Annotated in this window: 22 protein-coding genes; 1 reads left to right on the top strand and 21 read right to left on the bottom strand. The window is 40.1% G+C overall.

Going from position 1 to position 25,574, the window contains the following annotated elements; all coding sequences use genetic code 11:
- Window positions 1–49: 49 nt before the first annotated feature.
- Complete coding sequence (locus QFZ31_RS17210) at window positions 50–913, bottom strand: sugar phosphate isomerase/epimerase family protein (RefSeq protein WP_307311631.1); 864 nt, start codon at window positions 911–913, stop codon at window positions 50–52.
- Window positions 914–915: 2 nt separating this feature from the next.
- The gene (locus QFZ31_RS17215) at window positions 916–1,917 is read right to left on the bottom strand and encodes a Gfo/Idh/MocA family protein (RefSeq protein ID WP_307304944.1); all 1,002 of its coding nucleotides are present in this window, start codon (window positions 1,915–1,917) and stop codon (window positions 916–918) included.
- Between the two features lie 392 nt (window positions 1,918–2,309).
- Here QFZ31_RS17215 and QFZ31_RS17220 point away from each other — a divergent pair, with 392 nt between their 5' ends.
- Window positions 2,310–2,453 carry a hypothetical protein gene (locus QFZ31_RS17220; protein ID WP_307304947.1) on the top strand — a complete coding sequence of 48 codons (144 nt, stop codon included), beginning with the start codon at window positions 2,310–2,312 and terminating at the stop codon, window positions 2,451–2,453.
- Window positions 2,454–2,585: 132 nt separating this feature from the next.
- On the opposite strand, the gene QFZ31_RS17225 is transcribed toward QFZ31_RS17220, so the two are convergent.
- From QFZ31_RS17225 to QFZ31_RS17315, 19 genes are all read right to left on the bottom strand, one after another.
- Window positions 2,586–3,425 (bottom strand): YitT family protein, encoded by an 840-nt coding sequence (locus tag QFZ31_RS17225; protein WP_307304950.1) that lies wholly within the window; start codon window positions 3,423–3,425, stop codon window positions 2,586–2,588.
- A 174-nt stretch (window positions 3,426–3,599) separates the two neighbouring features.
- Entirely contained in the window at window positions 3,600–4,637 is a 1,038-nt protein-coding gene (locus QFZ31_RS17230; RefSeq protein WP_307304953.1) for an asparaginase, read from the bottom strand.
- Between the two features lie 26 nt (window positions 4,638–4,663).
- The gene (locus QFZ31_RS17235; protein ID WP_307304956.1) at window positions 4,664–5,671 is read right to left on the bottom strand and encodes an ROK family protein; all 1,008 of its coding nucleotides are present in this window, start codon (window positions 5,669–5,671) and stop codon (window positions 4,664–4,666) included.
- 12 nt (window positions 5,672–5,683) lie between these two features.
- Entirely contained in the window at window positions 5,684–5,818 is a 135-nt protein-coding gene (locus QFZ31_RS17240; RefSeq protein ID WP_307304959.1) for a hypothetical protein, read from the bottom strand.
- 153 nt (window positions 5,819–5,971) lie between these two features.
- On the bottom strand, window positions 5,972–6,787 hold the full coding sequence (locus tag QFZ31_RS17245) for a carbohydrate ABC transporter permease (protein WP_307304962.1): 816 nt from the start codon (window positions 6,785–6,787) through the stop codon (window positions 5,972–5,974).
- A gap of 13 nt (window positions 6,788–6,800) precedes the next feature.
- A complete protein-coding gene (locus QFZ31_RS17250) occupies window positions 6,801–7,682 on the bottom strand; it encodes a carbohydrate ABC transporter permease (RefSeq protein ID WP_307304964.1) in 882 nt (293 codons plus the stop codon).
- 137 nt (window positions 7,683–7,819) lie between these two features.
- Window positions 7,820–9,130, bottom strand: coding sequence for an ABC transporter substrate-binding protein (locus tag QFZ31_RS17255; protein ID WP_307304967.1), 1,311 nt, complete (start codon window positions 9,128–9,130; stop codon window positions 7,820–7,822).
- 484 nt (window positions 9,131–9,614) lie between these two features.
- Window positions 9,615–10,391: an endonuclease/exonuclease/phosphatase family protein gene (locus QFZ31_RS17260; protein WP_307304969.1), complete on the bottom strand. Its 777-nt coding sequence runs from the start codon at window positions 10,389–10,391 to the stop codon at window positions 9,615–9,617.
- Window positions 10,392–10,552: 161 nt separating this feature from the next.
- The gene (locus tag QFZ31_RS17265; protein ID WP_307304971.1) at window positions 10,553–11,800 is read right to left on the bottom strand and encodes an alpha-L-fucosidase; all 1,248 of its coding nucleotides are present in this window, start codon (window positions 11,798–11,800) and stop codon (window positions 10,553–10,555) included.
- 51 nt (window positions 11,801–11,851) lie between these two features.
- On the bottom strand, window positions 11,852–12,238 hold the full coding sequence (gene rbsD / locus QFZ31_RS17270; protein ID WP_307304974.1) for a D-ribose pyranase: 387 nt from the start codon (window positions 12,236–12,238) through the stop codon (window positions 11,852–11,854).
- A gap of 16 nt (window positions 12,239–12,254) precedes the next feature.
- Window positions 12,255–12,476 (bottom strand): hypothetical protein, encoded by a 222-nt coding sequence (locus QFZ31_RS17275; RefSeq protein ID WP_307304978.1) that lies wholly within the window; start codon window positions 12,474–12,476, stop codon window positions 12,255–12,257.
- Between the two features lie 174 nt (window positions 12,477–12,650).
- On the bottom strand, window positions 12,651–14,171 hold the full coding sequence (locus QFZ31_RS17280; protein WP_307304980.1) for a sulfatase: 1,521 nt from the start codon (window positions 14,169–14,171) through the stop codon (window positions 12,651–12,653).
- A gap of 34 nt (window positions 14,172–14,205) precedes the next feature.
- The gene (locus QFZ31_RS17285) at window positions 14,206–15,192 is read right to left on the bottom strand and encodes a formylglycine-generating enzyme family protein (RefSeq protein WP_307304983.1); all 987 of its coding nucleotides are present in this window, start codon (window positions 15,190–15,192) and stop codon (window positions 14,206–14,208) included.
- An 8-nt stretch (window positions 15,193–15,200) separates the two neighbouring features.
- On the bottom strand, window positions 15,201–16,865 hold the full coding sequence (locus QFZ31_RS17290; protein WP_307304985.1) for a DUF4091 domain-containing protein: 1,665 nt from the start codon (window positions 16,863–16,865) through the stop codon (window positions 15,201–15,203).
- A gap of 27 nt (window positions 16,866–16,892) precedes the next feature.
- Window positions 16,893–19,175 carry a glycoside hydrolase family 3 N-terminal domain-containing protein gene (locus QFZ31_RS17295; protein WP_307311633.1) on the bottom strand — a complete coding sequence of 761 codons (2,283 nt, stop codon included), beginning with the start codon at window positions 19,173–19,175 and terminating at the stop codon, window positions 16,893–16,895.
- A gap of 124 nt (window positions 19,176–19,299) precedes the next feature.
- Window positions 19,300–22,422, bottom strand: a complete 3,123-nt coding sequence (locus tag QFZ31_RS17300) for an alpha-mannosidase (RefSeq protein WP_307304988.1) — start codon at window positions 22,420–22,422, stop codon at window positions 19,300–19,302.
- 105 nt (window positions 22,423–22,527) lie between these two features.
- Window positions 22,528–23,805: an alpha-L-fucosidase gene (locus tag QFZ31_RS17305; protein WP_307304990.1), complete on the bottom strand. Its 1,278-nt coding sequence runs from the start codon at window positions 23,803–23,805 to the stop codon at window positions 22,528–22,530.
- Window positions 23,806–23,842: 37 nt separating this feature from the next.
- The gene (locus QFZ31_RS17310) at window positions 23,843–24,742 is read right to left on the bottom strand and encodes a fumarylacetoacetate hydrolase family protein (RefSeq protein ID WP_307304992.1); all 900 of its coding nucleotides are present in this window, start codon (window positions 24,740–24,742) and stop codon (window positions 23,843–23,845) included.
- A gap of 27 nt (window positions 24,743–24,769) precedes the next feature.
- Complete coding sequence (locus QFZ31_RS17315; protein WP_307304995.1) at window positions 24,770–25,543, bottom strand: SDR family NAD(P)-dependent oxidoreductase; 774 nt, start codon at window positions 25,541–25,543, stop codon at window positions 24,770–24,772.
- Window positions 25,544–25,574: the final 31 nt, after the last annotated feature.

The raw sequence follows: 25,574 nt of genomic DNA on the forward strand, positions 1-25,574 counted from the left end.
GTGTCGATCCCTTCTAATAAGAATCTCGTATGATGATCGGAAATCTAATTTATACTGCCTCCCAAATACCTTTTACGTTGTCGAGGCTGATTTTTGCGGCCTTTTTGCATTCTTCTATTCCTTCAAATTCTATAGAAATATAGCCGTTATAGCCTGATTGTTTGATAACTTTTAAGACTTCGGGCAGATTGATATCCCCATGCCCTGTAATGGCTCCTCTTAAGTAATTGCCGGAGCTTGATGGGAACCAGCCTTCACCAAGACCAAGAGAAGAAGTTCTGCGGTAAAAATCCTTTACATGAACCATCGATGCGTAAGAGATATTATTCTTTACAGCTGCTACTGGGTCTTCATCGACGCAAAGGAAATTCCCTGTATCTAACGTGGTCTTAAAGTTTTCCTTATCGACGGCATGAATCAAACGCTGAACCCGGTCACTTGCCTGAACATAGTAACCATGGTTTTCAACACTTGTTACAATGCCATATTGTGCCGCATAGTCGGCGATCTTTGAGCAGGCGTCAGCCATTTTTGGCAGATTTTGTTCAAAATCACGGATTGAGATTTCGTTTGGCGACTTCCATGCTACATCATGTCTCATCAGCTTTACACCTAAGCGATGTGCAACATCTACTTCTTTTTTGACACGTTCAATTTCTTTTTCATAGTCTTCTAAACTCGAAGTGAGGAAATTGGCCCCGATAGCGTAATTAGAAATTTCGATGCCTGCTGCTTCCGCTTTTTGCCGGATGGCATCGGCCAAGGACAAATCATCTACTAAACTAAAACCCATCGGAACAATCTCAACATGCTCCCCGCCCTGGTCTGCGACCCATTGAACGACATCTAAAATCGTCATCTCCTTTGAATTAATGGCACCTTGTAAGCTGTATGAACTAATACCCAGTTTCATTTTCATTTTACCTCCCAAGTTATTTCAGAATTAGTAATAGAAGAAACTCTCACCGGAAGTGCTGTTTCCTGTGACTGATTAGCGGCTAATGTTACCGCAAGCGTCTTTAAGCCATCCTCATAGGAGGATAAAAGTAAGTTCCGATCGCCTTTGACAATCGCCTCGATAAACATCCGGTCTTGTTCCTGATAAACATCGACCTCTGATTTGAAGCTCTGATTTGAATCTTTTTCGATGATGGTTAGGTTTACCCCATCGATAACTAGGCGAAATTCTTCACCCATTACTTCAATTCCCATCCGATGGTCAAATTGCGCAAAGGTACTGTCAATATGGCCAACAGCACCTGAGTCATACACGAAATTCACGGAGGTCACATCCGGGATATTAATATTTGGAACATTATGATGGACCTGCAAGCTCATATTGGCATAGACCTGATTAATCTCACCGCCTAAATATCTGGCTAAGTCAACGATATGCGTCGATTGCTCGACAAGCTGGCCGCCGGATTTTTCCCATTCCCGGTACCATGGTGTCGGAACAAAGGATGATAAATAATGTCCGCGTACCATGGCCGTTTTTTTATCCTGCAAATACTCCTTTGCCTTTGCCACCGTGTCCAGGTAGCGTAAGCAATAGCCACTCCCGCAAATAATCCCTGATTGTTTAATGATCTCTGCCTTTTTGGCAACCGTCTGATAATCGAGGCCCAATGGTTTTTCAACCATTAAGTGAATCCCTTTTCTTGCCGCTTTTTCTTCAATTTCCCCGTGAGCAAATGGAGGCACCGATACAAATAAAGCATCTAACTGTTCTTTTTCGAACATCTCATCCACATTGGTATATGCGGTCCCGCCATATTCCTTCGCTTTTTGTAGCGCTGTCTCTTCATGGATATCACAAATCGCAGTCACTTCGGCCATTTCATTTTTACTGATATGCTGCAAATGGACATTGGCAATTCCGCCTCCCCCGACAAATCCAACTCTTACTTTTTTCATAGGTCCCCTCCTAATTACGATATTTTCTCTAGCTTACAGTCGCATGAAATCGAACGTAAATATGTAAGATTTGTCATAGTTGTCTTAAGCAATCTAACAGGCGGTAAAGCATTGAAAAATGATATGTAATTCTTGTACAGTATGTCATTTCTTACAAACTAGCTAAAATTTATCAAAAAACGTAAAAAGCCTGTTAAAAGACCTTTGACGGTATGACGGCCCGAAAGTCATTTTTCGTCCAAAAAGAAACCGAAGTGAATCTCACTAGTAAAAGGATATGAAGGAGAATCTCATTAAACAACAGAGGATTTGTCTTTTTTTTGCATATAAAGAAAACCTCTGAATATATTTAATACCGCTCATGAAATTGTGGTAGATAAGGTGGTATTATATTGAATTCAGAAGAAGTGTTTTATGGTGGGAAGATTTACATGGTTATATATAAGTATTCTTCAGGCTATTGGGAGATTAGAGAGAAAGAGAACAAATTTAATATCCAATTGGTTCATGAATCTGAGGTACAAAATGTATCTTAAATCCTTATGGAACCTTTAAACTCAATATGGATATCAGTGAATACCTATAAGTTGATATGCCGTAGTTTTCATCATTATAAACAGCTACAAAAAACCAGCTAGTATCTTTCCAAGATATTAGCTGGTTTTTTGTTATGATTTAGAAATATCAATAAATCCTTCTCCAAACACATCGCGAACATCATGTATAGCGATGAAAGCATTCGGATCTGTAGATTGAACAATGCGTTTCAACTTTATTACTTCTTGCTTACTAATAACAATATAAAGTATTTCCTTAGGGGTTTTTGTGTAATAACCATGACCTGAGTAGACAGTCACCCCTCTGTCCATTGAAGTCGTCACCTGTTTAGCAATGTCATTCGGTTTATCAGAAATAATCGTAATGGCCTTCTTAGGATTTAAGCCTTCAATAACAAATTCCATCACTTTCGTTCCTACATAAAGCATAATAATTGTTAACATCAGCTTTTCTGCACCAATGATAAAATATGATGAGAAAGCAACAATTAGATCAAAAAACAATAGACCATAGCTAATGCTCCAGCCTAAATACTTATGCGTAATCCTTGCTAAGATGGTAGTACCAGCTGTTGTTCCGCCAACCCGAATGATTAAGCCAATCCCAACCCCTACAAAGATTCCACCAAAAATTGCATTTACCATCAATTCATTAGAAGCAATATTCCAGCCTTCTGTCAGATGAAGAAAAAGCGAAATAAAAACTACTGCAATAATCGTATAAATCGTGGTTACCTTATTCAAAAATTTATAACCAACAATTAACAAAAATGCATTCAAAATTAAGCTGACTAAACCTGGCGACCACCCAAATAAATAGTATGCAATAATTGTGATACCAGTTACTCCACCTTCACCAAGCTCATTCGGAATAACAAATAAATTTACGCCTAACGCAAACAAAAATGCACCAATAATGATAAAAATGATGTCTATCGTTCCTTTTTTCATACACTACCTCACAGCTTTTCAAAATATATATTCAGACACAAACTCCCATCATTATATCGTGACATATTTAAATCGTACAATAGTCTAATCAAAATCATTGAACCTTCATAAGCAAACAAAAGAGCGAAGATGCCCTTATATTTTATGTAAGGCTTCTTCGCTTTAATTAAATGTTTAAAAATCAGGAGACATACGTTTCGAAACTCCTATTTTTTGAAGGGAAAATTTCTCCGTAATCGTACCCACTTCAATCCCATTATCATTTTTAACTACCGACGGCTTTAATGCTCTTAAATTTAAAATCGTTTCTTTATTCTTGTAATCAATTTGTTCAAGAATTGCTGCAACAATGTTGGGCCACACATCCTCTGAACCATTTATTACCTTTAAGGCAAAACCAAGTCTCTCATTCCGTAAGCCAAAGCAATAGACTCCTTGTGCCCCGCCTTTTGCTACAATATTTGGATCTTGTAATAAAACAGAGCAAATAAAGCGTTCTGATGCAATCAAGTTGTATTCGTGATTCATGATTGTCGTTAATTTACCTACCGCTTGTTTCAACTGAGGATCAGTTATTAAATCTAGGCAAGCCAATTTTAAATAAGTGAGTGCCATCCGCCTTAAAGGAATCGCAAACACCGGGACCCCGCATCCATCGACGCCAACGTTTATTTCCGAAATGGGGACCTCAGATAAAGTAGAAAGAATTTGAAGAATCTGTTGCTGAAGGGGATGGTCTTTTTTCCAGTATCCTTCAACTGGGTATCCCATTTCTCGGCAAAAGGTAACAAACCCCATGTGTTTACCGGAACAGTTATGATAAAGCCTTCTTTTACTTTTTTGATTCCATATCATTTCTTCTCGAGGCTTTATATTGAGCGGATAGGATGGCGGGCAATATAAATCTTCTTCTTGCAAAGGTAATTTTGCCAACATCGATTCAAGGGCGGCAATATGATACGATTCTCCCCGGTGGGATGCAGCAAACAAAGCGGCCTCCTGCTCAGTGAGTCCATATTTTTCGATGATGTTTGTTAGAAATATTGGTAAGGCTTGAATGGGCTTTGCCGCACTGCGAAAATAAATGAGATTATCAGAATTCCCAACATGATAAATTTGCTTCTTTTGATCGTCAACACCACAAATCATTCCAAAATGGACGTTTTCTAACAGTCCAGCCCTAGTTTCTTCAATCAATCTATCATACTCCATTGGTTTCACTCCAAACTTGCTGTCTTTTAATTCAATTCAATTAACGTATTTTGCGCTTGAATGGCAGCCCCTAGAACGATTCCTTGGTCACCTAGATTAGAATAAACCATTCGTACTGTCTGTTTCACTGGCTCCCACATATACATCTCACATTTTGCTTCAATGGATTGTTTTATTTCTGGAATCCTATCCATTAACTCTCCACTTAGGATAATGTATTCTGGATTATATAGACATGAAATATTGCTAATAGCAAGAGCAATATAGGTACTGGTACGGTCTAATATATTGAGTGCCCACTGTTCCTTATTTCTAAAAGCAAGGTACACTTCATCAATAGATGCAAGGTCTTTCACTTTCCTGCAATCGGCAAGGATTGCCCCTTCAGAAATATACGTGGCTATGCAGCCAATTTTTCCACAGCTGTATACATTTCCATTTGGATCTACAACAGTGTGTCCGATTTCACCTGCGTTATTTGATTCCCCACGATAAATTTCACCATTTAGAATGATCGCCGCACCAATACCCGACCCAATTCCAACCAAAATAGAGTTTTGTGATCCCTTGGCTATACCTACAGCATGTTCAGCCATCACTTTCATTTTTAATCCATTATCAATAATCACATTCAATGATGTAAGCTGTTTCAGATCCTCCGCAAAGGGAACATCGGTCCACCGTAATTGATCGGAAAGCCTTACAATCCCATTTTTATAATCAATAAAGCCTGGTAGCCCTACTGCCAAGCCAATAATTTTATTAAAAGAGATACCACTTTGTTCGATCGTATACTTAACCTTTTGATTAATGTTATCAAGGGCTTCCTCATATGACTCTATTGGATTCCTAAAAAAAGTTTGAAAATAAATAATTTCTCCGACATAATTCACAATGCCAATTTTCAATACCGATTTGTCTATTTCTATACCGATTGTATAGAGTAAATCTCCACATATATCTAACAGCGCTGCTTTTCTTCCAACTCCTGACGTGACCAGCTCTGTTTCTCTAATAAACCCCTCATGATGCAATTCACTGACAATTCAAGTGATAGAGGTAGGACTCATTCCCGTAATTTTTGCAATTTCCATTCGAGAAATGCGCGCTTGGTTTTTAATTATATCAAGTACTAAGGTTTTGTTTTGCTTTTTCATTAAGAGTTGATCTTGCTTTTCCACAGATTTACCTTCTTTACATATTCATTTACAATCATTAATAACCTTACCACAATGATGAGAATGTAACCTCACATTTTCTTCGGCAGCTTCATTAATATCCCTAAATTTTTATCCACACTTTTATGTTTAAAATATCGCTTGTAAAATCAATGGTTATTCTTTTATAGCTCCTGCTGCTAAGCCGCCTTCAACCTTTTCTTGGAATAGAAGGTAGACTACTAGCGGAACGACAATGGTTATAACGATGGCTGCCATTAATGGCCCATATTCAGAACCTCTTTCACCACTAAAGTTTAAGAGACCCAGGGCAATTGGTTTTAACCGGTCATCATTTATAAAAAGAAGAGGGAAAAGAATGTTGTTCCACGCACCTAAAAAGTTAAAAATGGAAACAGTGGCAATCGCGGGAACAGACATCGGGAGCATGATTTTATAATAGATTTGAAAGTAATTGGCTCCATCCATAATAGCTGCTTCTTCTAATGATGCACTAATCCCTTTCATAAAGCGGGATAAAACCAAAATGCTAAAAGACAATGAAAAGGCAACGTAAAGTAAGACTAACGCGACTAAGTTATTCTTAAGTCCGAAAGCACCGATGATATATGCAACAGGTACAAGAACAGTGTGCATTGGTATCATCATCCCAAGTAAGAAAAACAGGGCTAAAAACTTGTTTACTCTTAAATTAAAACGGGATAGTGCAAATGACGCCATCGATGATACGACCGCCAGGACGATAACCGTTGACATTGAAATCAAAATACTGTTTAGGAAATACCTGCTCATATTCGCTTCCTGCCAGGCAATGACATAATTTTCAAACCTAAATACTTCAGGCAGACTAAATGGGGAGCCAAATATTTCAGTATTCCCTTTAAAAGAGGAAATTAATGTAAAAATCATCGGCTCAATAAATAAAAACGCCATGATAATAATAAAACTGTATAATACTATTTTATTTTTCATATACTTCCCCTTTCTATTCCTTTTTTCGATTCATGAGTAATTCACTTCCGACAGTCAGCACTAATGCAATGATAAGAATGATAACTCCGATTGCACTGCCAACCCCATAATTGTCATATCTAAACGCTTCGTAGTACATTAATGTTGTTGGAAGGTTGGTTAAGCCATTCGGGCCGCCTTCTGTCATAACAAAAATTAAATCAAAAACTTTTACTGTCCCGATAATATCCATTAAAATACAGAGAGTTATAATTGGTTTTAACATCGGAACGGTTATGTGAAAGAACTTTTTCGCCGGCGATGCCCCATCCATTTCTGCTGCCTCATAAATTTCACTAGGAATCGTTGTTAGTCCGGCTAACAAAATAACCATATAATAACCAATTCCAGCCCAAATATTGACAAAAATTATCGTATTCATGGCTGTGGAAGGGTCGATTAACCATCCTTTGGCCATATCTGCTAATCCGATGAGTTCTAATAATTTATTTAATGAACCATTTGGCATAAAAATAAAATACCAAAGTAATCCAATTGCTGTTAAAGGGAAGATGGTCGGAACAAAGTATACAACTTTAAAAAAACGATAACCCTTAAATTTTGTATTAATTGCCACCGCTAATAGTAAAGCGATCGGAGTATGGAACAGAACACTAAAAAACACCATACTAAACATGTTTTTTAATGAAATGATAAAGTCCTTATCTACAAGAACATCTAAATAATTTTTCAGCCCTACATATTCCAATGGTGAACCCTTAATCCCATTCCAATCAACAATAGAAAAATAAATGGCACCGACCATTGGAACTATAAGAAAAAAGACATAAATGACTAAAGCCGGTAAAGTAAATAGAAGAACCTTTGATTTTTCCTTCTTTGTTTTTACATTCATCGATTCCCCTCCTTTCAAAAATTCCATCTCTCTTATCCTAGTAGTTATAGGGAATACTATGTAATCTACAGTATAGAGCCTCCGTAAAATGAATCGGCAATACGAAAGGCTCTATTCCTTTTTTCTAAGTAAATTGATTATTTGGAGTCATCGATTTCCTTTTGAATTTCCTCAGCTGCCTGCTTAGGTGTCGCATTGATGAACATACTAACGATTGAATTTCTTGTTCGATCTTGCATGGATGGCAGCGGATCAAAGTCAAACACATCGACAGCGATTCCTGTTGAAGTAGAACCAAGTTCAATATTTTTCAAGAATATTTTTGAAACTTTAGATTCATCAATTTCAATATCACTTCTTGGAATAAGGAACTGTGATTCCTCAGCAAATCTCTTTGCAGCCTCACTGGAAGTCAGCATTTTAAGTAGTTCAATCGTATATTCTTTTTCTTTGCCTTTTAATTTTCCATTAACCATGTACGGACTTAACACTTGCATGTCTTCGTTTTTAAATTCAGTTTTTTCTTCAAAATAAGGGAATTTTGCTACTTTAATAGATTCAGTAAATTTTGTTTTGTCTGAATCAGTAAAGTTTCCAATATTCCATGGTCCTGTAATGATCATTCCAGCTTTTCCTTCAAGGAAATTTGTTAACACTATTTCATCGTTAAGACCTGCAGCATCTTTACCAAAGGCCTCCATATCATTTAAATCTTTGACAAACTGAAGTGTTTCAACTACTTCCTTATCAGTCCACTTTAATTCTCTAGATCCAAGTTTTTTTGCAGCTTCGGTTCCTGCCCATTTATAAAAAATTTGATCATGTAAATGTCCTGCCATATAAGTCGACTTTGCGCCAAGGGCAATCGGTGTTACATCAATGTCCTTAAGTTTTTCAATTGCAGTTAACAATTCCTTCCAAGTTTCTGGAAACTTATCAATACCAGCTTTTTTAAATACTTCTTCGTTATAATAAACCCCAATTAGACCTGATTCCATTGGTATTCCATAAGTACCTTCATAGCCCTGAACTTGGTAGTACTTAAGAGCTCCTTCGGTAAAACCTTCTCCCCAGCTAGGATCCTCTTTAAGAATGGGATCCATATCCATCAATAGACCGCTTTCAATATACTCTCCAAGATTAGCAACCCCTTGGATTCTGAAGATATTAGGCAGCGTTCCAGAGGCAAGGTCTGTTTTTAATTTATTATTAAATGCGGATTCATCCCCTTGAGATTCATCTACAATAACAACATCAGGATTTTTTTTCTTAAATTCTTCAATAATATCCTTATAAATTTCCACCTGCTTCGTTGTACCAGCCATCCGGGTTAATAGTCTTATTTCCACTTTTCCATCTTCTTTGCTTGATGATTCACTAGCACCACTACAAGCTGCCAGTATCATACTGAAAATAACCATCAATATTAAGGCAATCTTTGTTTTCATTTCTTCTCCCCCTCGATAGGTGAAATTTTTGAATCCAGCATTTTAAGTTTAATCCTAATCCTCATTTTTCGACTTGTATCTCTGGAAATTAAACTAACTTATAAATTAAGTACCTCAACTCCTTTGGAAAATTTAATATAAAAATTTTCTTATCTCCTCTGTTTTTTACAGAATCATCGATAAAAAATTAAATCTAATTATTAACATCACAATTAATAATAAAAGTGTTTTTTTGACCAAAATTGCTTTTAACTTAATATTTTAAAATTAAAGCTTGGGTAGTAAACGTTTACAATAATTTATTGAAAAATAATTCAGAATTTCCTTATAATCGATGCTCTCATAACAGAACCTTTTTTATCTTGTCTTTATGGGGTAGAATAGGATTTGACAACTTTAAGATCTTTTTAAGCGAATATCTATTAAATTGTAAGTGTCGTAGTTTTCATCATTTTGAGGGATTAATTATCGCCTACCCTATTGATTAAAATGACATTTTTTTCAGTACTAACTCTGCAGTAATTGGCAAATGATCAGATACATTAGTGTTTATAACTTCCCCAATACAAATTTTGACATCTTCAGAAATGAAAATATAATCGATACGACTATCTGGTTTATCTGCCGGAAAGGTAAATTCATTATTTTGACCAAGTTCAGCAAACACATCTTTATATTGTGCAGTCATCTTTAGTATTTCTGGACTTTCAGGAGTTGCATTGAAGTCTCCTACAAAGATGCTGGTTCCTTCTTTTTGGTTTGCAAGGTCATGTATCTCTTTTATTTGTAGTTCCCTCTGTTCGGCTCTTTGATCGTCAAGATGCGTATTGTAAAAGTGAACATGATTTCCTCTCACGTTAATCACCGTTTCCAAAAGACCGCGCTGCTCTGTAGGGTTTTCTGGATATGGAATAGTAGTGAGTAGATGATTTTCGGCAGAAAGGATAGGATATTTGCTTAAAACGGTCGTTCCGTATTGGCTTCGGTGCTCTCCTTCGTGTATAGGATCATAGTCAAGATTTACACCATATGCATAATGCATTCCTAAGTAATTTGCCAACCATTTCGCTTGATCTTCGAAATTACTGCGCTCGGAAAAATGATTATCTACTTCTTGCAGACCAATGATATCAGCACCCGATGTTTTAATAATGTCTGCAATTCTTTTCAAATCCAAAATGGGTTCTGTTCCTCCATGATGAATATTAAAAGTCATAACTTTAATGTCAGTCTCTTTCCCTCTAATGTATCTCTCTTTCAATAATCTCACTTCCTTATAAGGAATTCGGCATTCTCCCCTTACCTTGATGGACAAACCAATGGGAAAAACCTATCTATGGTGTTAATGTTAGATAAACAGGTAGAACTCCTTTCGAGTTCTACCTGTTTATCTATAAATACTTACCTATTAATCTAATCTATTCACCAACATTTATAGAACGACATGTCCTTAATGACAGGAGTTCCGTCACTTTCCGTAATTTCAAGGATAACCCCGCGTGCTTTCACTGCTGGAAACCGGATAATTGCCTTATGGCCAATATTTTTACCTTCATATATGGTTAAAAGCCGATGGGATTTGGCCGTGATGATGCTGATTTTAAATTGTAAGGCGTTTTCTCCTTTACTCAAATCTTCCCTGATGACTACATGATCAAGTATTTGAGGCTCTTCAGGCTTGTAAATCCACTTTTTATCCTCATTCTTACATTGATTAAAGGTACCAATTGGATGATCAAAGCGGCGGCGGATTTCCATCCCCATTGCAAGCAGCTGCTCCGTATCCTTCCGCGGCAAAACACCATCTCGGTTCGGCCCAATATTCAGCAGTAAATTGACACCGCGGCCAACAGAATGATAATAAAGTCCCATTAATTCTTCGATACTTTTTATTGTGTGTTCATCATTATCACTATAAAACCAATTGGTTCGCATTTGCACGTCTGCCTCTGCCGACAGCCAGCGCGGTTCCCCCAATTGATTTTTCTCCTCTGTAAGGATTGAGAATTCCGTTGCAGCCACAACATTCCAGCTTGGCACAGGTGCAACTCCATCCTCATTGCCAACCCAGCGAAAGTCAGGATCACCCATGTTCAGGAGGATATTGGGCTGCAATCGCCGGACTTCTCCGATAATGCGCGGCCAGTCGTATTCATGTCCCTCAGAACCGCAGCCATCCAGCCAAAGAATATCGATTTCCCCATAATTGCTTAACAGTTCAGTGATTTGATTCACAAAGTAATCATCGTACGCCTTCGCGTCTCTAGTGTAAAAATCGACGGATCCGTCATATGGAGAATAGTATAAACCTGGTTTGATTCCATACTTACGGCAGGCATCGACGAATTCCCGAATGACGTCGCCTTTGCCGTCCTTCCACTCTGACTCTGCAACGGAAAAACTTGTATAGTCTGATGGCCAGTTAGAAAAGCCATCATGATGTTTCGCCGTGAGCACCGCATATTTCATTCCGGCTTCTTTGGCAGTTCTAATCCATTGTTCACAATCTAAATTCGTTGGATTAAATTTGGAAGGTGACATCGTTCTTTCATCAAAATCAACATATCCCTCATAAAATGTCCTTAAGCCAAAATGTAAAAATAACCCGAATTCCCAGTCTTGAAAAGCAAGCTGTTTCTCAGTCGGTAGAACCTTATGTATGGTTGCCATCTCCCTTGCCTCCTATGTTTTTATTTGGATAGCACTAACTTCGACTCCTTGTTATCCTGAAACAATGATTAAATTTGCATAAGGACAGGCATCGCCTGTTTTTACCGCGCCTTTTGCATAGTTTGTCAGCTCTTTCATTTCATGGTGGCTTATTTTCTCAAAAAGAATATGAGGGTAACGGTTCTTTAATTCTTCTAATCTATCAGGACTAATATCTTCCATCTCTTGCGTAACGATGATTCGATCAATCGATATTTCCTCTACTAATGGTTCAAGTACCTGTAGGACTGTCGGTTGGTTATTTGTATATCCGAGATTTATTCTTGTAACATGATTGGGGATTGGGTAACCTTTATCTGCTATGACGAGATAATCAGTATGCCCAAGGCTTGTAGCTAAATGTGCAAGTTCTGGATGAAGGATGCCCTTTTTCTTCATATTTTTCGTCCTGCCTTTACAATAATGGTGTTTTTCTTGATTCTTCTTGCCCAAAATTCTGTTTATAAACTTCTTCCTTCTGTTCCCGTGTAAGGCGGTCCACAAAACTTCGTACAGGTCGTTTTAAATAAAACGTTAAGCCGGTGATGTGCTGGATAACTGTAACAAGCTCCCACCCTTCTCCACCTAACCTTGAAATTTTCTCTTCTTCATTTGTAAATAAATACTCCCACTTCATCTAAATAGTGCTCGCTCCTTCCATTCAAGCTTTATGATATTATTGGGTTACCGATAACACAACATTAACATAATTGATATTTACTGTCAATTCTAAATATTTTATAAAGTAAGTTGAAATCATTGCATATAGGGCGCAAGATTGCTCATGCACCCTTTCATAAAACAGAGAAGATTAAATTTTAAATTGTTCAGATGTTCTTTTAAAAACAGTATCTAAATCGGAAGGTGAATCTTGAAATGCTCGTGGGTGTCTCCATTGAAGTTCTGGAATTGCCCAACCACGTCCTGTTTCTTCCAAACGTTTTACATACTTCTTTAGATCCTTTGCTTGCGCGTGGTATGGGCCACCTTCCTTTATAACAGTCCATAGAGGATCTACATCAAAATCCATCGATTTCATCATATCGTCATGCCATTTGTTAAGAAGATATACTGCCTCTTTACAAACATCTGGCTTTAACCTTGCCAAGTTATGTTGTTCATAAGGATCATTTTCAAGATCAAATAACATTTCATCATCAAACAAATGGAACCCGTCATGATAGGTACGAATGTATAACCAATTGTCAAAACGAACACTTCGTTGACACACATGAGCACATTGAGAAATGACCAAATAGTCTCTGCCGCACTCTTGGCCTTCTGTTAATACTGGAGCATAGCTTGATCCATCCCAGCTTGTTATTGGATCTTTTCCAAATAGTTCCGCAAGAGTTGGTAATAAATCGAGATGGTAATGTAAGCCATGATCGACATGCCCCTGGTTTCTTCCTGGCCAACGGATAATCATAGGAATCCGGCATGTAGCATTGTCAGCCGTCCCATGTTCACTATATATACCAAGTTCTCCAAGGTTTTCCCCATGGTCAGCTGTAATAATCACAATGAGGTCATCCATGACGCCTTGTTTAAGTAAAGCTTTGAATATTTGACCAATGTTTTCATCCATGTGACGTACACCGCAATCATATCCATCGATCACTTGGCGTAAATCACTATAATCTGAAATTCCCCCTGGATAACGAGGATATTTTGGTGATGTTTGATTATCATACATATTCAATTCCTGTGCACTGTGAGGTCCAACTTTTTTCTTATGACGCTCTAGTACATCTGGCGTAATCCAATCGGGAAGAGGTTCATTTTCAAATGGATTGCCAAAATCTTTTGGAGCTCGGTACGGTGTATGTGGGTCCCAATAATTCACATACAACATCCAATTATCCTTTTTGGCATTGTCCTCTACCCACTTTAAAACAGTTGGAGTCACTTCTTCAGCTGATTCCATTCCGCTACTTCCTGTATTATGCATTTCATTGAATCCAGCATAGAAAGTCCAAGCCGAATGTCTTTCAGGAAATGGACTTACGAGTGCTGTTTTAAACCCTGCTGATCGCATGAAAGCTGGAAAATTTTCAGTGGTATGACGATCATTGAACGAACGACTTGCCCCTTCCTGTCGAACGTATCCCGCTGTTCCCCCATGCCCAACCGCACCAGTGTGAATACCGGTACGCCCTGTCATTAACGCACTCCGTGAAGGAAAGCATGGGGCATCGGAAGTATAGTAATTTGTAAACCGAACACCCTCATTGGCGATTTTATCAATATTTGGTGACGTGTTACGACTATATCCATAACATCCCAAATGATCAGGTCGTAATGAATCTAAATCTAATATAAGCATTCTCATTGCGAAAACCTCTTTCCCCTAAAATGTTTTAAATTCATGCATCCGTTGCACAACGAAACCCAATATTTCCTGTTGAACTATCAGGCGTATTAGAACTGCGAGCAGCCACACGATAGCGATTACAATAAGATTTATGACATAGATGTGACCCACCACGTGTTACTCTTGTGTTACCATTTGCTGGTCCTTTCGGATTTTCACTGGTACCCTCCTTATGATAGGTCGGGCAGAACCAATCCGAACACCATTCCCAAACATTTCCGGAAACATTGTACAGACCATAGTCATTGGCAGGAAAGGACTTTGCTGGAGCAGTACCTAAATACCCATCCTTACCCGTATTTTTAGTTGGAAATGTTCCTTGCCAAATGTTACACATATGTTCACCACCAGGAGTCAACCGGTCCCCCCAAGGATACCTTTTTTGGACTAGACCACCACGGGCAGCATATTCCCATTCCGCCTCGGTTAGTAACCGCTTTCCAGACCAGTTGCAATAGGCCATAGCATCATTCCAGGATACATGGACAACTGGATGATCCATTCGATCTTTAATATCTGAATCAGGGCCTTCAGGTTTTTTCCAAAACGCCCCTTTAACTGCCCACCACCAGGGGGCATTCTGAACCACTTCCGTCACCGTTTTTGCGACTTCTTCTGAAACAAAACCGTTAAACACAAAAGACCATCCAAATAGTTCGGCTTCTGTTTTGTAGCCCGTATCAGAGACAAATTCCATAAACTCTGAATTCGAAACGGTACACGGATCAATATAGAACGGATTAACCTTTACATTTCTAACAGGACCTTCACCGTCTTTAGGAAAGCCTTCATTGCTATCCGTTCCCATTAAAAATTCACCACCAGAGAGATAAATCATTCCATTAGTCACAGGTTTATCACTCTTTATTTTTGCATTATAGATTTGTTTACCCTCATGTTCAGGTAACTTTGGTCTGCTCGCACAACAACAAGTTTTATTCTCATGAGACATAGATTCTCTACTATTTTCGAATTCCATTCTCATTACTACACTTTTGAGCAAGCCCATTTTTTGATTTCTCTGTTGATCTGCTCTCTTTTCTGAACATACCAATCAGCATCCAGCGGGTATTCATTAAAAGTAATTTCCTGCTCCAGTTTTTCCTCCAATAGCTCAATTACATTGTCTCTACCAATATAGCCTTCTAGCAAACACAATGCCCTTACGTCTTGAAGGGCTTCATATAAAACCTCAAGTCTAATCGACTCAATCGGACCGTTTTCTCCTGGATAGACTACGAACGCATCTCCGGAAGGAAATGAATAATTGGCATCCGTATTTTTAAATGGGTCAATCGGCTTTTTTGAAAATTGCGAGTACCAAAAGTTATATCCCCAATGAAGAAAGCCCGCTAAATTATACTTATACAATTGTATCCCATGTACACGGTTGCGAAAGGATGGCATCGAGAAGAAACGATTAGAAACCTTTTTGTATTGCCCGCAGCAATAATAAGTCCAGAGATTTTTCACTCCATGTTCCAAAAAGGGTTCAATGTAATTATTCGCAGGAATTGGGTTTTTCACGATTCCCTTTTCATAAAATTGATAATCTGAAAGGGCGTCAATGATTGGAAATTCATTTAAATACTGCTGAATGAGTTCACTTGCTTTTTGATAAGACTCTAAATCTCTCAGATTCGGTTCATCTGATACATGGAAATAACTTTGATGTTCCAACTGATGCTGTCGAATAAACTTGACCAGCTCCGGTAAGAATTGTCCAAGGAATTGACGATACACTTCGCCCGCGGCATCCGTCTCCCAGCCAAACAATCGTTTATACTCGCCATGATCATTGCCCATTATTTTCGGAGCATGCTTTGCCCCCCACTGTGTAAACAGGTGTGAGAATTCAAAATACTCGACGCCCTGATTTCTACAAAGCTCGATCCACCTCTTGAGTTTTTCAAAGTTGAAGCGGTAGTGCTGCCCTGACTTTTCTACTTCAACAAGCTGAACGGTTGGACGTTCACCGCCCACCTCGGTATCTAAAGGAGGCGTAAATAATGGAGTTAGAATCATGTTGATGCCATGATTTACTGCCGTTTTAACGAATTGGCCAATCAGTTCCCAATGTTCTTCACTGAAGACTTCCACATCGTAATGTGTGGCAATACAGTCAGTATGGAACCACTGCGTATGAATCAATGTTTGCTCAGGGAGTTTCGCGGGAATAATCTCTAGTTCATAAATCTCCTCTCCAAGAACATCACCATTGTCCGTTTCAAATACTATCTTAATATCATGGATACCAAAAACTGCAGCTTCATCAACGTTTACGGTAACCCAAATAGAACGCCATTGGCCTGGAAACACAGTAACTCCTTCTATCTCATCAATCGGATAAAGCGGATCAGGATAAAGTCCAGGTGTTGATCTTAGTATGATATCATCATGGTCGGGATACGTTGGCAGCTCTGAAGGAACTAACCCAGCAGACCGGACGGTAATATTTTCGTTCATATCCGAGGATACCCTTACTCGAATATGTTTCATTAATTGGTTGCCTTTGTAGGCAACCTGGAAGGAATAAGTTTCCTGTAACAAGGCTGAGCCTGAATTGACAGGTTTTTCAGTTAACTCGACATCCGGAAACACCTTCGTTAACGAGCTTAAACTTCTTGACGTAAAAGCTTGACTAATATCCATCTTAAACACTCCTCACTTTTTTAGAACCTAGCCAATCTCCAGAATGGCTTTTAAATAGTTGACAGGATTTCCAACTTCTATTTCAAAATATCCCTTCTCAAGCTCGTATTTATTTTGGCTGCTAAATACTTGTAATTCTTCCGCCGCTAATTCCAATATCACTTCTTTGGTTTCTCCGGCAGCAATCCATACCTTCTTGAATCCTTTTAGTTCCTTCACTCTTCTTGTTATACTAGAGCACTTTCCTTTTACGTAGAGCTGAATAACATCGAAGCCATCGTGATCCCCGCTATTCGTGACATCAACGATTATTTTGAACTTTTCACCTGCTAACAGTTTGTCCGATTGGATTGTTTGATCGGAGAATCGAAGGTTTTCATATTTGAACTCAGTATAAGAAAGTCCAAATCCAAATGGGAATAATGCCTTTCCAGACATATCAAAATAGTCTTTCTTAAATCCCCCCTCCTTGTGATTATAAAAAACAGGGAGCTGCATGGAAGACCTTGGGATCGAAACAGGTAGTTTCCCACTTGGATTGACATGTCCAAATAACACCTCTGCAATGGCCTGTCCGCCCATTTGGCCGGGATACCAAGCACTTAAGATTGCCGGAGCATGTTCTGCTATCCATGGAATGGCATGGGGTCGTCCCTGTATCAGGACCACAACGGTTGGTGTTCCGGTTTTCATGATTTCCTGTAGCAATTGCAGCTGATGACCACCCAACTCTAAGTCAGCTACGTCCACATTTTCACCGCAATCCATTTCCTCTTCCCCAGATGTATGGACTACAGCTCCGTTTAGGTCAAATTGGGTGTCGAAATTCCTTGCACTTGAACCCCCTAAAACCACGATCGCCACATCGGAACTGCCAGCGAGTCGAACGGCCTTCTCGATTCCTTCCGTATCAAGGGAACGAATACCGCAGCCTTTTTCATAAGCAACTTCTGCCTCCCCTGCTAGAGTGGTGATCCCCTGAAGAACCGTAATGACTTTGTCCTCATGTTGGAACGGCGTATAATCGCCAAGCTGATTATAGATGGCATCGGCATTTGGACCAATGACAGAAATTTTTTTAGTATCCTTATTTAACGGGAGAATTCCTTCATTTTTTAACAATACGATTGATTGCCGGGCAGATTCTAGATTGATTTTGTCTCTTGGCTCCTTATTTTGGGAAGATTTGGCTTCTACAAAAGGATGATCAAACAATCTCATTTTGAACTTAAGCGTCAAAACCCTTCTTACCGCCTCATTAAGCTTTTCTTCACGAACAAAACCTTCCTCAACCGCCTTTTCCAATCTGGTATACACATTATCCCAGAGGCTTATATCTACTCCGCTTTCAAGCGCTAATGCTGCAGCCTTTTCCTGGCTTTGAGTTAAATGGACCAAAAGGTCTAGAGCGCAGCCATCTGCCATAACAGCCCCCTTAAACCCTAGCTCCTCTCGTAGAATTTGATTGAGAAGATAGCCATTGGCATGGCATGGGATTCCGTCAATTTCATTATAGGCCGCCATACAAGCAATGGCTCCTGATTTAATAGCTGAGATCATCGGCGGCAGATGAATTTCCCTTAGTTCTCTTTCACCTATCGAGGCTGGAGCAGCATTATGGCCCCCTGTTCCATTTCCTTGTGCAGCAAAATGTTTTAATACCGCAATCATTTTACCTTCTGGAATGAAATCGCTTGCTTCGCCCTGCATCCCTTTTATAACGGCTTCGGTTAACCGGGCAGCAAGATAAGGATCCTCACTGAAGCATTCCTCTGATCTCCCCCATCTAGGGTCGCGCAGGATGTCAAGTGTCGATACGAGTGCCAAATGAGCTCCTTTTGCCCGTACTTGCCCCGCAACAGCAGACATCAGATCTTCATGTAAATCCGGGTTCCAAGTGGCTCCCACTCCTAAATTAACGGGAGTAATCAGGCTGTCCAGCCCCTGATGACCGTGAGAACATTCTTCTGAAAGCAGTACGGGAATCCCTAATCTGGTATGGTCCCTTATATATTGTTGAATCATATTGGCAACTTCTGCACTTTCGTTTTCAGGAATACCATTTTCATGGTGAATCCCTGACCATGGGTCTGAACGAAACAGGCCATAAAGAACCCCGATTCCATCGCCGAAACGGACATGTTCTTTAAATTTTCCCGTCAATTCATACCCCGTTTCCGTTTTTCTAAAAGCCTCCCAGCCATACATCCTCTGGTTCACCTGGCCTGCCTTTTCCTTTAAGGTCATTTTTGCCAGTAATGTTTCCACCCGATCAGATATCGTCTCTATTTCGTTATATGAATCTACCATTTTTTTCATCGCACTCTGACTCCAGTCATTTTTTTGATTAAAAACGGAGTGCTGCCCCAGGTAAATTAGTTTTTCAACCGTAACGACTTACGGGGCAGCTGAAACAATGTATCTATTTCAGTTGTTATTGGATGGTTACTAAAATTGTTTTCACTTCAAATGGCTTAAGATAGGAGAATAGTTTGTTCCCTTGGACTGGGACAACCGCCTGTCTCTCCTCTAACAAATTCGTTTCATCTGCAGAATGAACTAGCTTAGCCAATTTTAGTTGCATTTCTTCTCTGCCGCCGCTTGATTCATACATTCTAAGCGTGAGCCCCGTGCCATCCTCAGAGATTTTCACAGTATCAAGAATGACATGTTTGGACCTGGTCTCAATAAAGGAATTCGAACTTGGAAGATTCCCTTGGTGGGAGGAAGTGCTGACGACAACGACAGGGTGATTCAACTCATACCCCCGCTTCACCACTTCCGCCTCTCTCCAATCTCCTTCATGTGGTAAAAGAGAGTAAGTAAATTCGTGATGCCCCAGGTCCGCCCCCGGGTCTGGCCATTTCGGTGCCCGTAACAAAGAGAGCCGCAGTACGTTTTTCTTCACGTCATATCCATACTTGCAATCATTCAACAAACTAACACCATAGCCCGCTTCCGAGAGGTCACAAAAGCGGTGACCGCAAACTTCAAACTGTGCCTTTTCCCAACTAGTATTGGTGTGGGTTGCTCTTCCCACCGATCCGAATGGAATTTCAAACGTTGCTTTATTACTTACTACATCGACAGGGAAGGCAACTTTTAAAAGTTTATGCTGCTCCTGCCAATCGACTTTCGTTTGGAAATCGATTCGTTTACTGTGATGGTATAGAATCATTTCTTGTTCGATAACGGATTCTGCCAGCTGCCATTTAAAACGAATCACGTCCTTCGTCTCTCCTTTTTGAATACCTTGCTCTAAAAGGACCACCGTTTCAGCAGGCTGGTCTTCAAATTTAGGGTCAATATCCCATGCATCCCAGTAGAGCGGGCGGTCATGGAATAATTGAAACTGATTGGCAGCCGCACCCTTACGCAAGACATCACGTTGGGCCAACTTGTCATACAGGTGGGAAATTTCCCCCTTTTGATTCCATTTCACTAAATAATACTCTGTTTCCCACTCGTGATTGATTTCCTCTTGATCTTGGATAAGCTGTTTCCTCATATTTTTCAACCATACCGTCGTGTATCCCATTTCTGGAATGTTGGGAACATAAACAGATAATTCTAGTTGGCCATTTTCCAATGGAATGATGTCCGTTGAAAGGACATCACCATCCTGATTCACAGCTACCTTTCCTGCTAATTCAGCCCCGCCAACAATCCTAACCGTTTCAGACCGCTTCCAGGATAAACTATTAAACAGGATAACCGGATCCCCACCACCTTCCGTGTCAACTTGCTTTTCTAAAGAACGTAAGGCACCCTGTTTCACATTTTCGCCAAATTCAAAAATTTTATTGTAATCTGATTCAGACTTTACATACACTTCGGGAATAGAAGACCCCGGAATAATATCATGAAATTGGTTTAAAAGAAGTAATTTCCACCCTTCTTCCAATGAGTGGAGAAGGTTTGTGCCTGCAAAATTTGAAGCTATACTGCTCCAAATTTCTGCCTCGCGGTAAAGAACTTCCGCTTTACGATTCCATTTCTTATTCCTTGCATGTGTCGTATAAGTTCCCCGATGTAGCTCTAAATACATATCCCCGACCCATGTAGGCAAATGAGGATCAGCTTGGCCAATGCCATCGAAGAATTCGTGTGCTGTACTATTCATGACTGCCGGCAGACCGGGAAGGGAAGCGGAACGATCTACATAGTCAATCATTTCCTGTGTGACTCCACCACCACCATCCCCATGTCCATATAGAAGCATTTGTTTGGGATAGTCATTCTTTTGCTTAAAACTATTCCAGTGATTCCCGATTTCTTTAGGATGAGTATATTCATTCAGTCCATGATTCAAATAGGAAAGAACCTGCGTCCCGTCGATGCCTTCCCAATAAAATAAATCATAAGGAAATGGATTCGTATCATTCCAATTCATTTTCGTTGTCATGAAGTAATCCAATCCGGCTTTCTTTAACAATTGCGGCAGCGATGCACAATACCCAAATGTATCCGGAAGCCACTCAATTCTTGGTTGAAGGCCGAACTCATCCTGATAAAATTTCATGCCATATAATAGCTGGCGTACTAATGATTCTCCGGAAGGCATATTTAAATCTGGTTCCACCCACATGCCTCCGACTACTTCCCAACGACCGTCAGCAATATGTTTTTTAACCCTCTGATAGATTTCAGGGTAATGCTCTTTTACAAAAGCGTAAGCTTGCGGCTGGCTCTGGGCATAGGTAAAGTTTGGATTTTCATCAAGCAAAGTGCTCATCGTAGAGAAGGTTCGGCTGCACTTGCGAACGGCTTCCTTCACCGGCCAAAGCCAAGCTAAATCAATATGGGACTGGCCGACCATTACTATCTGTCCCTGCGAATTTCCCGCTAAATCTGTTAGCTTCGTCTTTAAGTTGTCTTCTATCTCAGCAACCCATGATTGATCTGTTAAGGCCACCGGTTTTTCAGAAAGCATCTTGTGATGCACCTCTGTCAATTCCGCAATAATTTTGTATTTTTCCAAGTCACCTTCCGGAAGCAGCCTGGCGGCTTCATAGTAACATTTCACGGTTGCCAAAAGACTTTGGAGAGCTATATTCGGCATGTCTATTCGCCCTTTTAGAAAGGTAAGGGGAGGCGGGTCAAATTCTGCTGGTTCATTTTGATAATTTAACTTATCGACTGATTGGGCAGCAGGATTAAATAATTCAATTTTTATATGAATTTTTTCCTTCCCCCGGACATTCTCTGGAAAAGGCACATAACTTCGGTTCCGGTCAATTCCATGATAGGCCTGTCCATCTAAAGAAACTAACCCCTCATGGTTTGTTGGACGCCCCTTTGCTCCAACTTGAAAGGTTAATCCAAATGGCCGATTTCTCCATTCTTCTGGTATAGACACTTCTTTTTCTAGAAACATCGTGGTTCCTGAATTGATTAACCAGTCCCCTTCATTAACAAGGCTGGTTTCTTCAGATTCAAATTCATACTTTATGGGCTCCACGTAAAAACCACGTATTGCACTCCAATCGGAGATCTGAATAGACTTTAAGATTTGGTGATTTATTAAATATTGAATCAATCGTTGGATTCTCTGCAAAATGTATCCCTCCAGGCTATTAAGCTCTTAAGCTCTTAAACTTAAAAAAAAGAGTATGGCAGATAGGCTCAGGTATCTACCATACTTCAATCATAAGAGACATTTTTAATCAATTAATTCTAATTCAATCACCGTATTCATTTCATCCGGCAGCGTTGCCCCTGCCAAATGGATAAATGCGCCGCTCTCAATATCAGAATACTGCTCAGCCATCCACGGAACTTCTACCTTCAATTCACTGCCATCCGCAAGCAGACGTGCTTTTTTTATTCGGCCTTTTAAGCCTTGGAAGTAAATTGGCCCAATGCCGCGGTCAAACACATGCGCATATAAAAAACGGCCTTTTTGCGTATAACGTCCCCACTCCGGCTTTGCCATGGATGTAGCCGTACAGCCATAGATGCTGTCGCCGTTTTTCTCAAGCCACTTCCCGACTTCATCCAAAATGGCCAAGGATTGCTCCGGAATGACTCCCTTCGCATTCGGACCCACATTTAGCAGCAAATTCCCGCCCTTGCTGACACATTCTACCAGCGTGCGAATAACCTGTTTCGGAGATTTATAGTTTACATCCTTCGAATGATAGCCCCAATGATCATTTAAAGTAATGCACGCCTCCCACGGAACCGGCTCCCCGTCTCCATTCACGATGCCGCCGACCGGAATAATCTGTTCAGGAGAGTAAAAATCGCCGGCATAAACTTCCGGCTCTGCGAGCTTAATATTGCCGCCAAGACGATTGTCAATCAGGACATCGGGCTGGATGGAACGAATCATTTCCACCAGTTTCGTTGCTTCCCATTTCTCCCCGGTCATGTCGTCATAGGAAAAATCAAACCAGAGAATATCAATCTTGCCGTAATTCGTTAAGAGCTCCTTGACTTGCCCGTGAAAATAACTCACATAGCGGGAAAAATCGGTCACTTCATCCTTATATTCCTCATTGTCCCGCATTGGATGCTGGCGGTCCCCGTATTTAGGATAATCCGGATGATGCCAATCAATGAGGGAATAGTAGAGTCCGACCTTTAATCCTTCCTCGCGAAAAGCCTCGACGTATTCCTTAATGAGGTCGCGCCCCGCCGGTGTATTGGTTGCTTTGTAGCCGGTCAGTTTACTATCAAACAAGCAGAAACCGTCATGGTGTTTCGCTGTAAGGACAACATATTTCTGTCCTGCTGCCTTAGCTGCTTTTGCCCATGCCCGCGGGTTATAACTGGTTGGATTGAATTCCTCAAAAAACGGCTGATAGTCTTCAACACTTAAACGTTCGAAACTTCGTACCCATTCTCCTCTAGCAGGGATGGAATAAAGTCCCCAATGGATAAATAAGCCGAAGCGGTCCTCCATAAACCACTGCACACGCCCTTCTCTTGTCTTCATTTCTTCACTCCTTCTTTTCGATCAAAATTCCATTTAATTAAATCGTTTCTTTTACAAAGGTATTCGTTAATGCGCCTAAATTTTCAATCTCAACGGTTACAACGTCCCCCGCCTGAAGATAAACCTGCTCAGACTCAGGCCTTCCTAAAACAACACCTTCTGGGGTCCCTGTTAAAATAAGGTCGCCGGGAACCAATGTCATATGCTGGGAGATATAGCTGACAATTTCCGCAACGGAAAAAATCATATCCTCTGTATTTGAATTTTGCCGTACTTCGCCATTGACAATGGTCTTTAAATTTAATTTTTGCGGATCCCCTACCTCATCTGCCGTCACAAGATAGGGGCCGACAGGACTGAAATCATCACAGGTTTTCCCTAACAGCCATTGAGGTGTTTTTAACTGAAGATCCCGTGCCGATAAATCATTTACCGTACAATAGCCAAACACATAATCGAGTGCTTCTGCTTTTGATATATATTTTGCTTTTTTGCCAATCACAACCCCTAATTCCACTTCATAATCAAGTTTCTCGGTCACGATCGGAACCGCAATATCCCGCTTATGGCCCGTTAAGGTATTATTAAATTTATTAAAGAGAATTGGTACCTGTGGATACGGTGCATTCGTTTCATCTGCATGCTTGCGGTAATTTAAGCCGACACAGATGATTTTATTCGGCTGAACGACACAAGGCCCATATGTACAATTTTTCTCATCCACTAAATAAGGAGGATTGTCCGTTGTTTCCAGCCGGTTAATAAAATCCCTAATTTTTCCCACTGCTTCTACCCCATACTCAATTACCTCTGTAATGGTTGTGGGGATCTTTTTATCATTCCCGCCGTTCAAAGCCGCTTCAACATCAATAATACCCGCTTCGGTTTTGACCCCTAATGTTTTTCGTCCGTCTTTTTCAAGAGTTAAGAATTTCAATGTACTTCCTCCATTTCAATGATAAAATCAAGCATTTTTCCCAAATACGACCCCGCCGTCAATATAAAGAGGCGAACCCATCATAAATTTCGACTCATCGGATGCTAAGAACAAGGCTGCCTGTGCCACATCTTCCGGCCTGCCAAGATCACCGCTTAATTGTCTGGTTTTAATGGTCTTGATAGCTTCCTCCGGATCATCATAGGAGGTTTTTAAATAGTTTTCTACAAATGGTGTCAAAATTGTCCCTGGAAGCAAGGCATTTACACGGATATTGTACGGCGCATAATCAACCTGCATCGATTTTGTTAAGGAGAGTACAGCACCTTTCGTGGCTGCATAGGATGCCCGGTTTAAAAGCCCGATTTCAGCAATACAGGATGACATATTAATAATCGAACCGCTTCTTTGCTCCATCATATGCGGAATCGTATACTTGCTTGGCAGATAAACCCCTTTAATGTTCACATTGATGACCTTATCCCACATCTCGGGTTCAATTTCATGCAAACGTCCTACCCCGCTGATCCCTGCATTATTAAAGAGAACGTCAATTCGTGAAAATTTCTCAATGGTTTGTTCAATCATGCCGCGGACAGATTCCGGGTCTGTTACATCAGCCTGAATAAAAATCGCATCTCCACCTGATTGAATGATTTCCTGAACAGTTTCATTGCCTTTTTCCGGATTTAAATCATTAATAACAACCCTTGCACCTTCTTTGGCAAACTGAATGGCCGTGCACTTTCCGATTCCTGACCCTGCACCAGTAATTAACGCAACTTTATCCTTTAATCTCATTACCTTTATTCCTTTCATAAAAAAGAATCTG

Source organism: Neobacillus niacini (assembly GCF_030817595.1).
Taxonomy (GTDB): Bacteria; Bacillota; Bacilli; order Bacillales; family Cytobacillaceae; genus Neobacillus; species Neobacillus niacini_G.

What these genes read in the sequence shown, in the direction of transcription:
- QFZ31_RS17305 (WP_307304990.1), bottom strand. Translation starts at nt 23,805, where the DNA reads ATGAAGACAAGAGAAGGGCGTGTGCAGTGGTTTATGGAGGACCGCTTC.
- QFZ31_RS17225 (WP_307304950.1), bottom strand. Translation starts at nt 3,425, where the DNA reads ATGAAAAAAGGAACGATAGACATCATTTTTATCATTATTGGTGCATTT.
- rbsD (WP_307304974.1), bottom strand. Translation starts at nt 12,238, where the DNA reads ATGAAGAAAAAGGGCATCCTTCATCCAGAACTTGCACATTTAGCTACA.
- QFZ31_RS17315 (WP_307304995.1), bottom strand. Translation starts at nt 25,543, where the DNA reads ATGAGATTAAAGGATAAAGTTGCGTTAATTACTGGTGCAGGGTCAGGA.
- QFZ31_RS17290 (WP_307304985.1), bottom strand. Translation starts at nt 16,865, where the DNA reads ATGGATATTAGTCAAGCTTTTACGTCAAGAAGTTTAAGCTCGTTAACG.
- QFZ31_RS17285 (WP_307304983.1), bottom strand. Translation starts at nt 15,192, where the DNA reads ATGGAATTCGAAAATAGTAGAGAATCTATGTCTCATGAGAATAAAACT.
- QFZ31_RS17295 (WP_307311633.1), bottom strand. Translation starts at nt 19,175, where the DNA reads ATGGTAGATTCATATAACGAAATAGAGACGATATCTGATCGGGTGGAA.
- QFZ31_RS17210 (WP_307311631.1), bottom strand. Translation starts at nt 913, where the DNA reads ATGAAACTGGGTATTAGTTCATACAGCTTACAAGGTGCCATTAATTCA.
- QFZ31_RS17275 (WP_307304978.1), bottom strand. Translation starts at nt 12,476, where the DNA reads ATGAAGTGGGAGTATTTATTTACAAATGAAGAAGAGAAAATTTCAAGG.
- QFZ31_RS17230 (WP_307304953.1), bottom strand. Translation starts at nt 4,637, where the DNA reads ATGGAGTATGATAGATTGATTGAAGAAACTAGGGCTGGACTGTTAGAA.
- QFZ31_RS17245 (WP_307304962.1), bottom strand. Translation starts at nt 6,787, where the DNA reads ATGAAAAATAAAATAGTATTATACAGTTTTATTATTATCATGGCGTTT.
- QFZ31_RS17215 (WP_307304944.1), bottom strand. Translation starts at nt 1,917, where the DNA reads ATGAAAAAAGTAAGAGTTGGATTTGTCGGGGGAGGCGGAATTGCCAAT.
- QFZ31_RS17250 (WP_307304964.1), bottom strand. Translation starts at nt 7,682, where the DNA reads ATGAATGTAAAAACAAAGAAGGAAAAATCAAAGGTTCTTCTATTTACT.
- QFZ31_RS17265 (WP_307304971.1), bottom strand. Translation starts at nt 11,800, where the DNA reads ATGGCAACCATACATAAGGTTCTACCGACTGAGAAACAGCTTGCTTTT.
- QFZ31_RS17255 (WP_307304967.1), bottom strand. Translation starts at nt 9,130, where the DNA reads ATGAAAACAAAGATTGCCTTAATATTGATGGTTATTTTCAGTATGATA.
- QFZ31_RS17280 (WP_307304980.1), bottom strand. Translation starts at nt 14,171, where the DNA reads ATGAGAATGCTTATATTAGATTTAGATTCATTACGACCTGATCATTTG.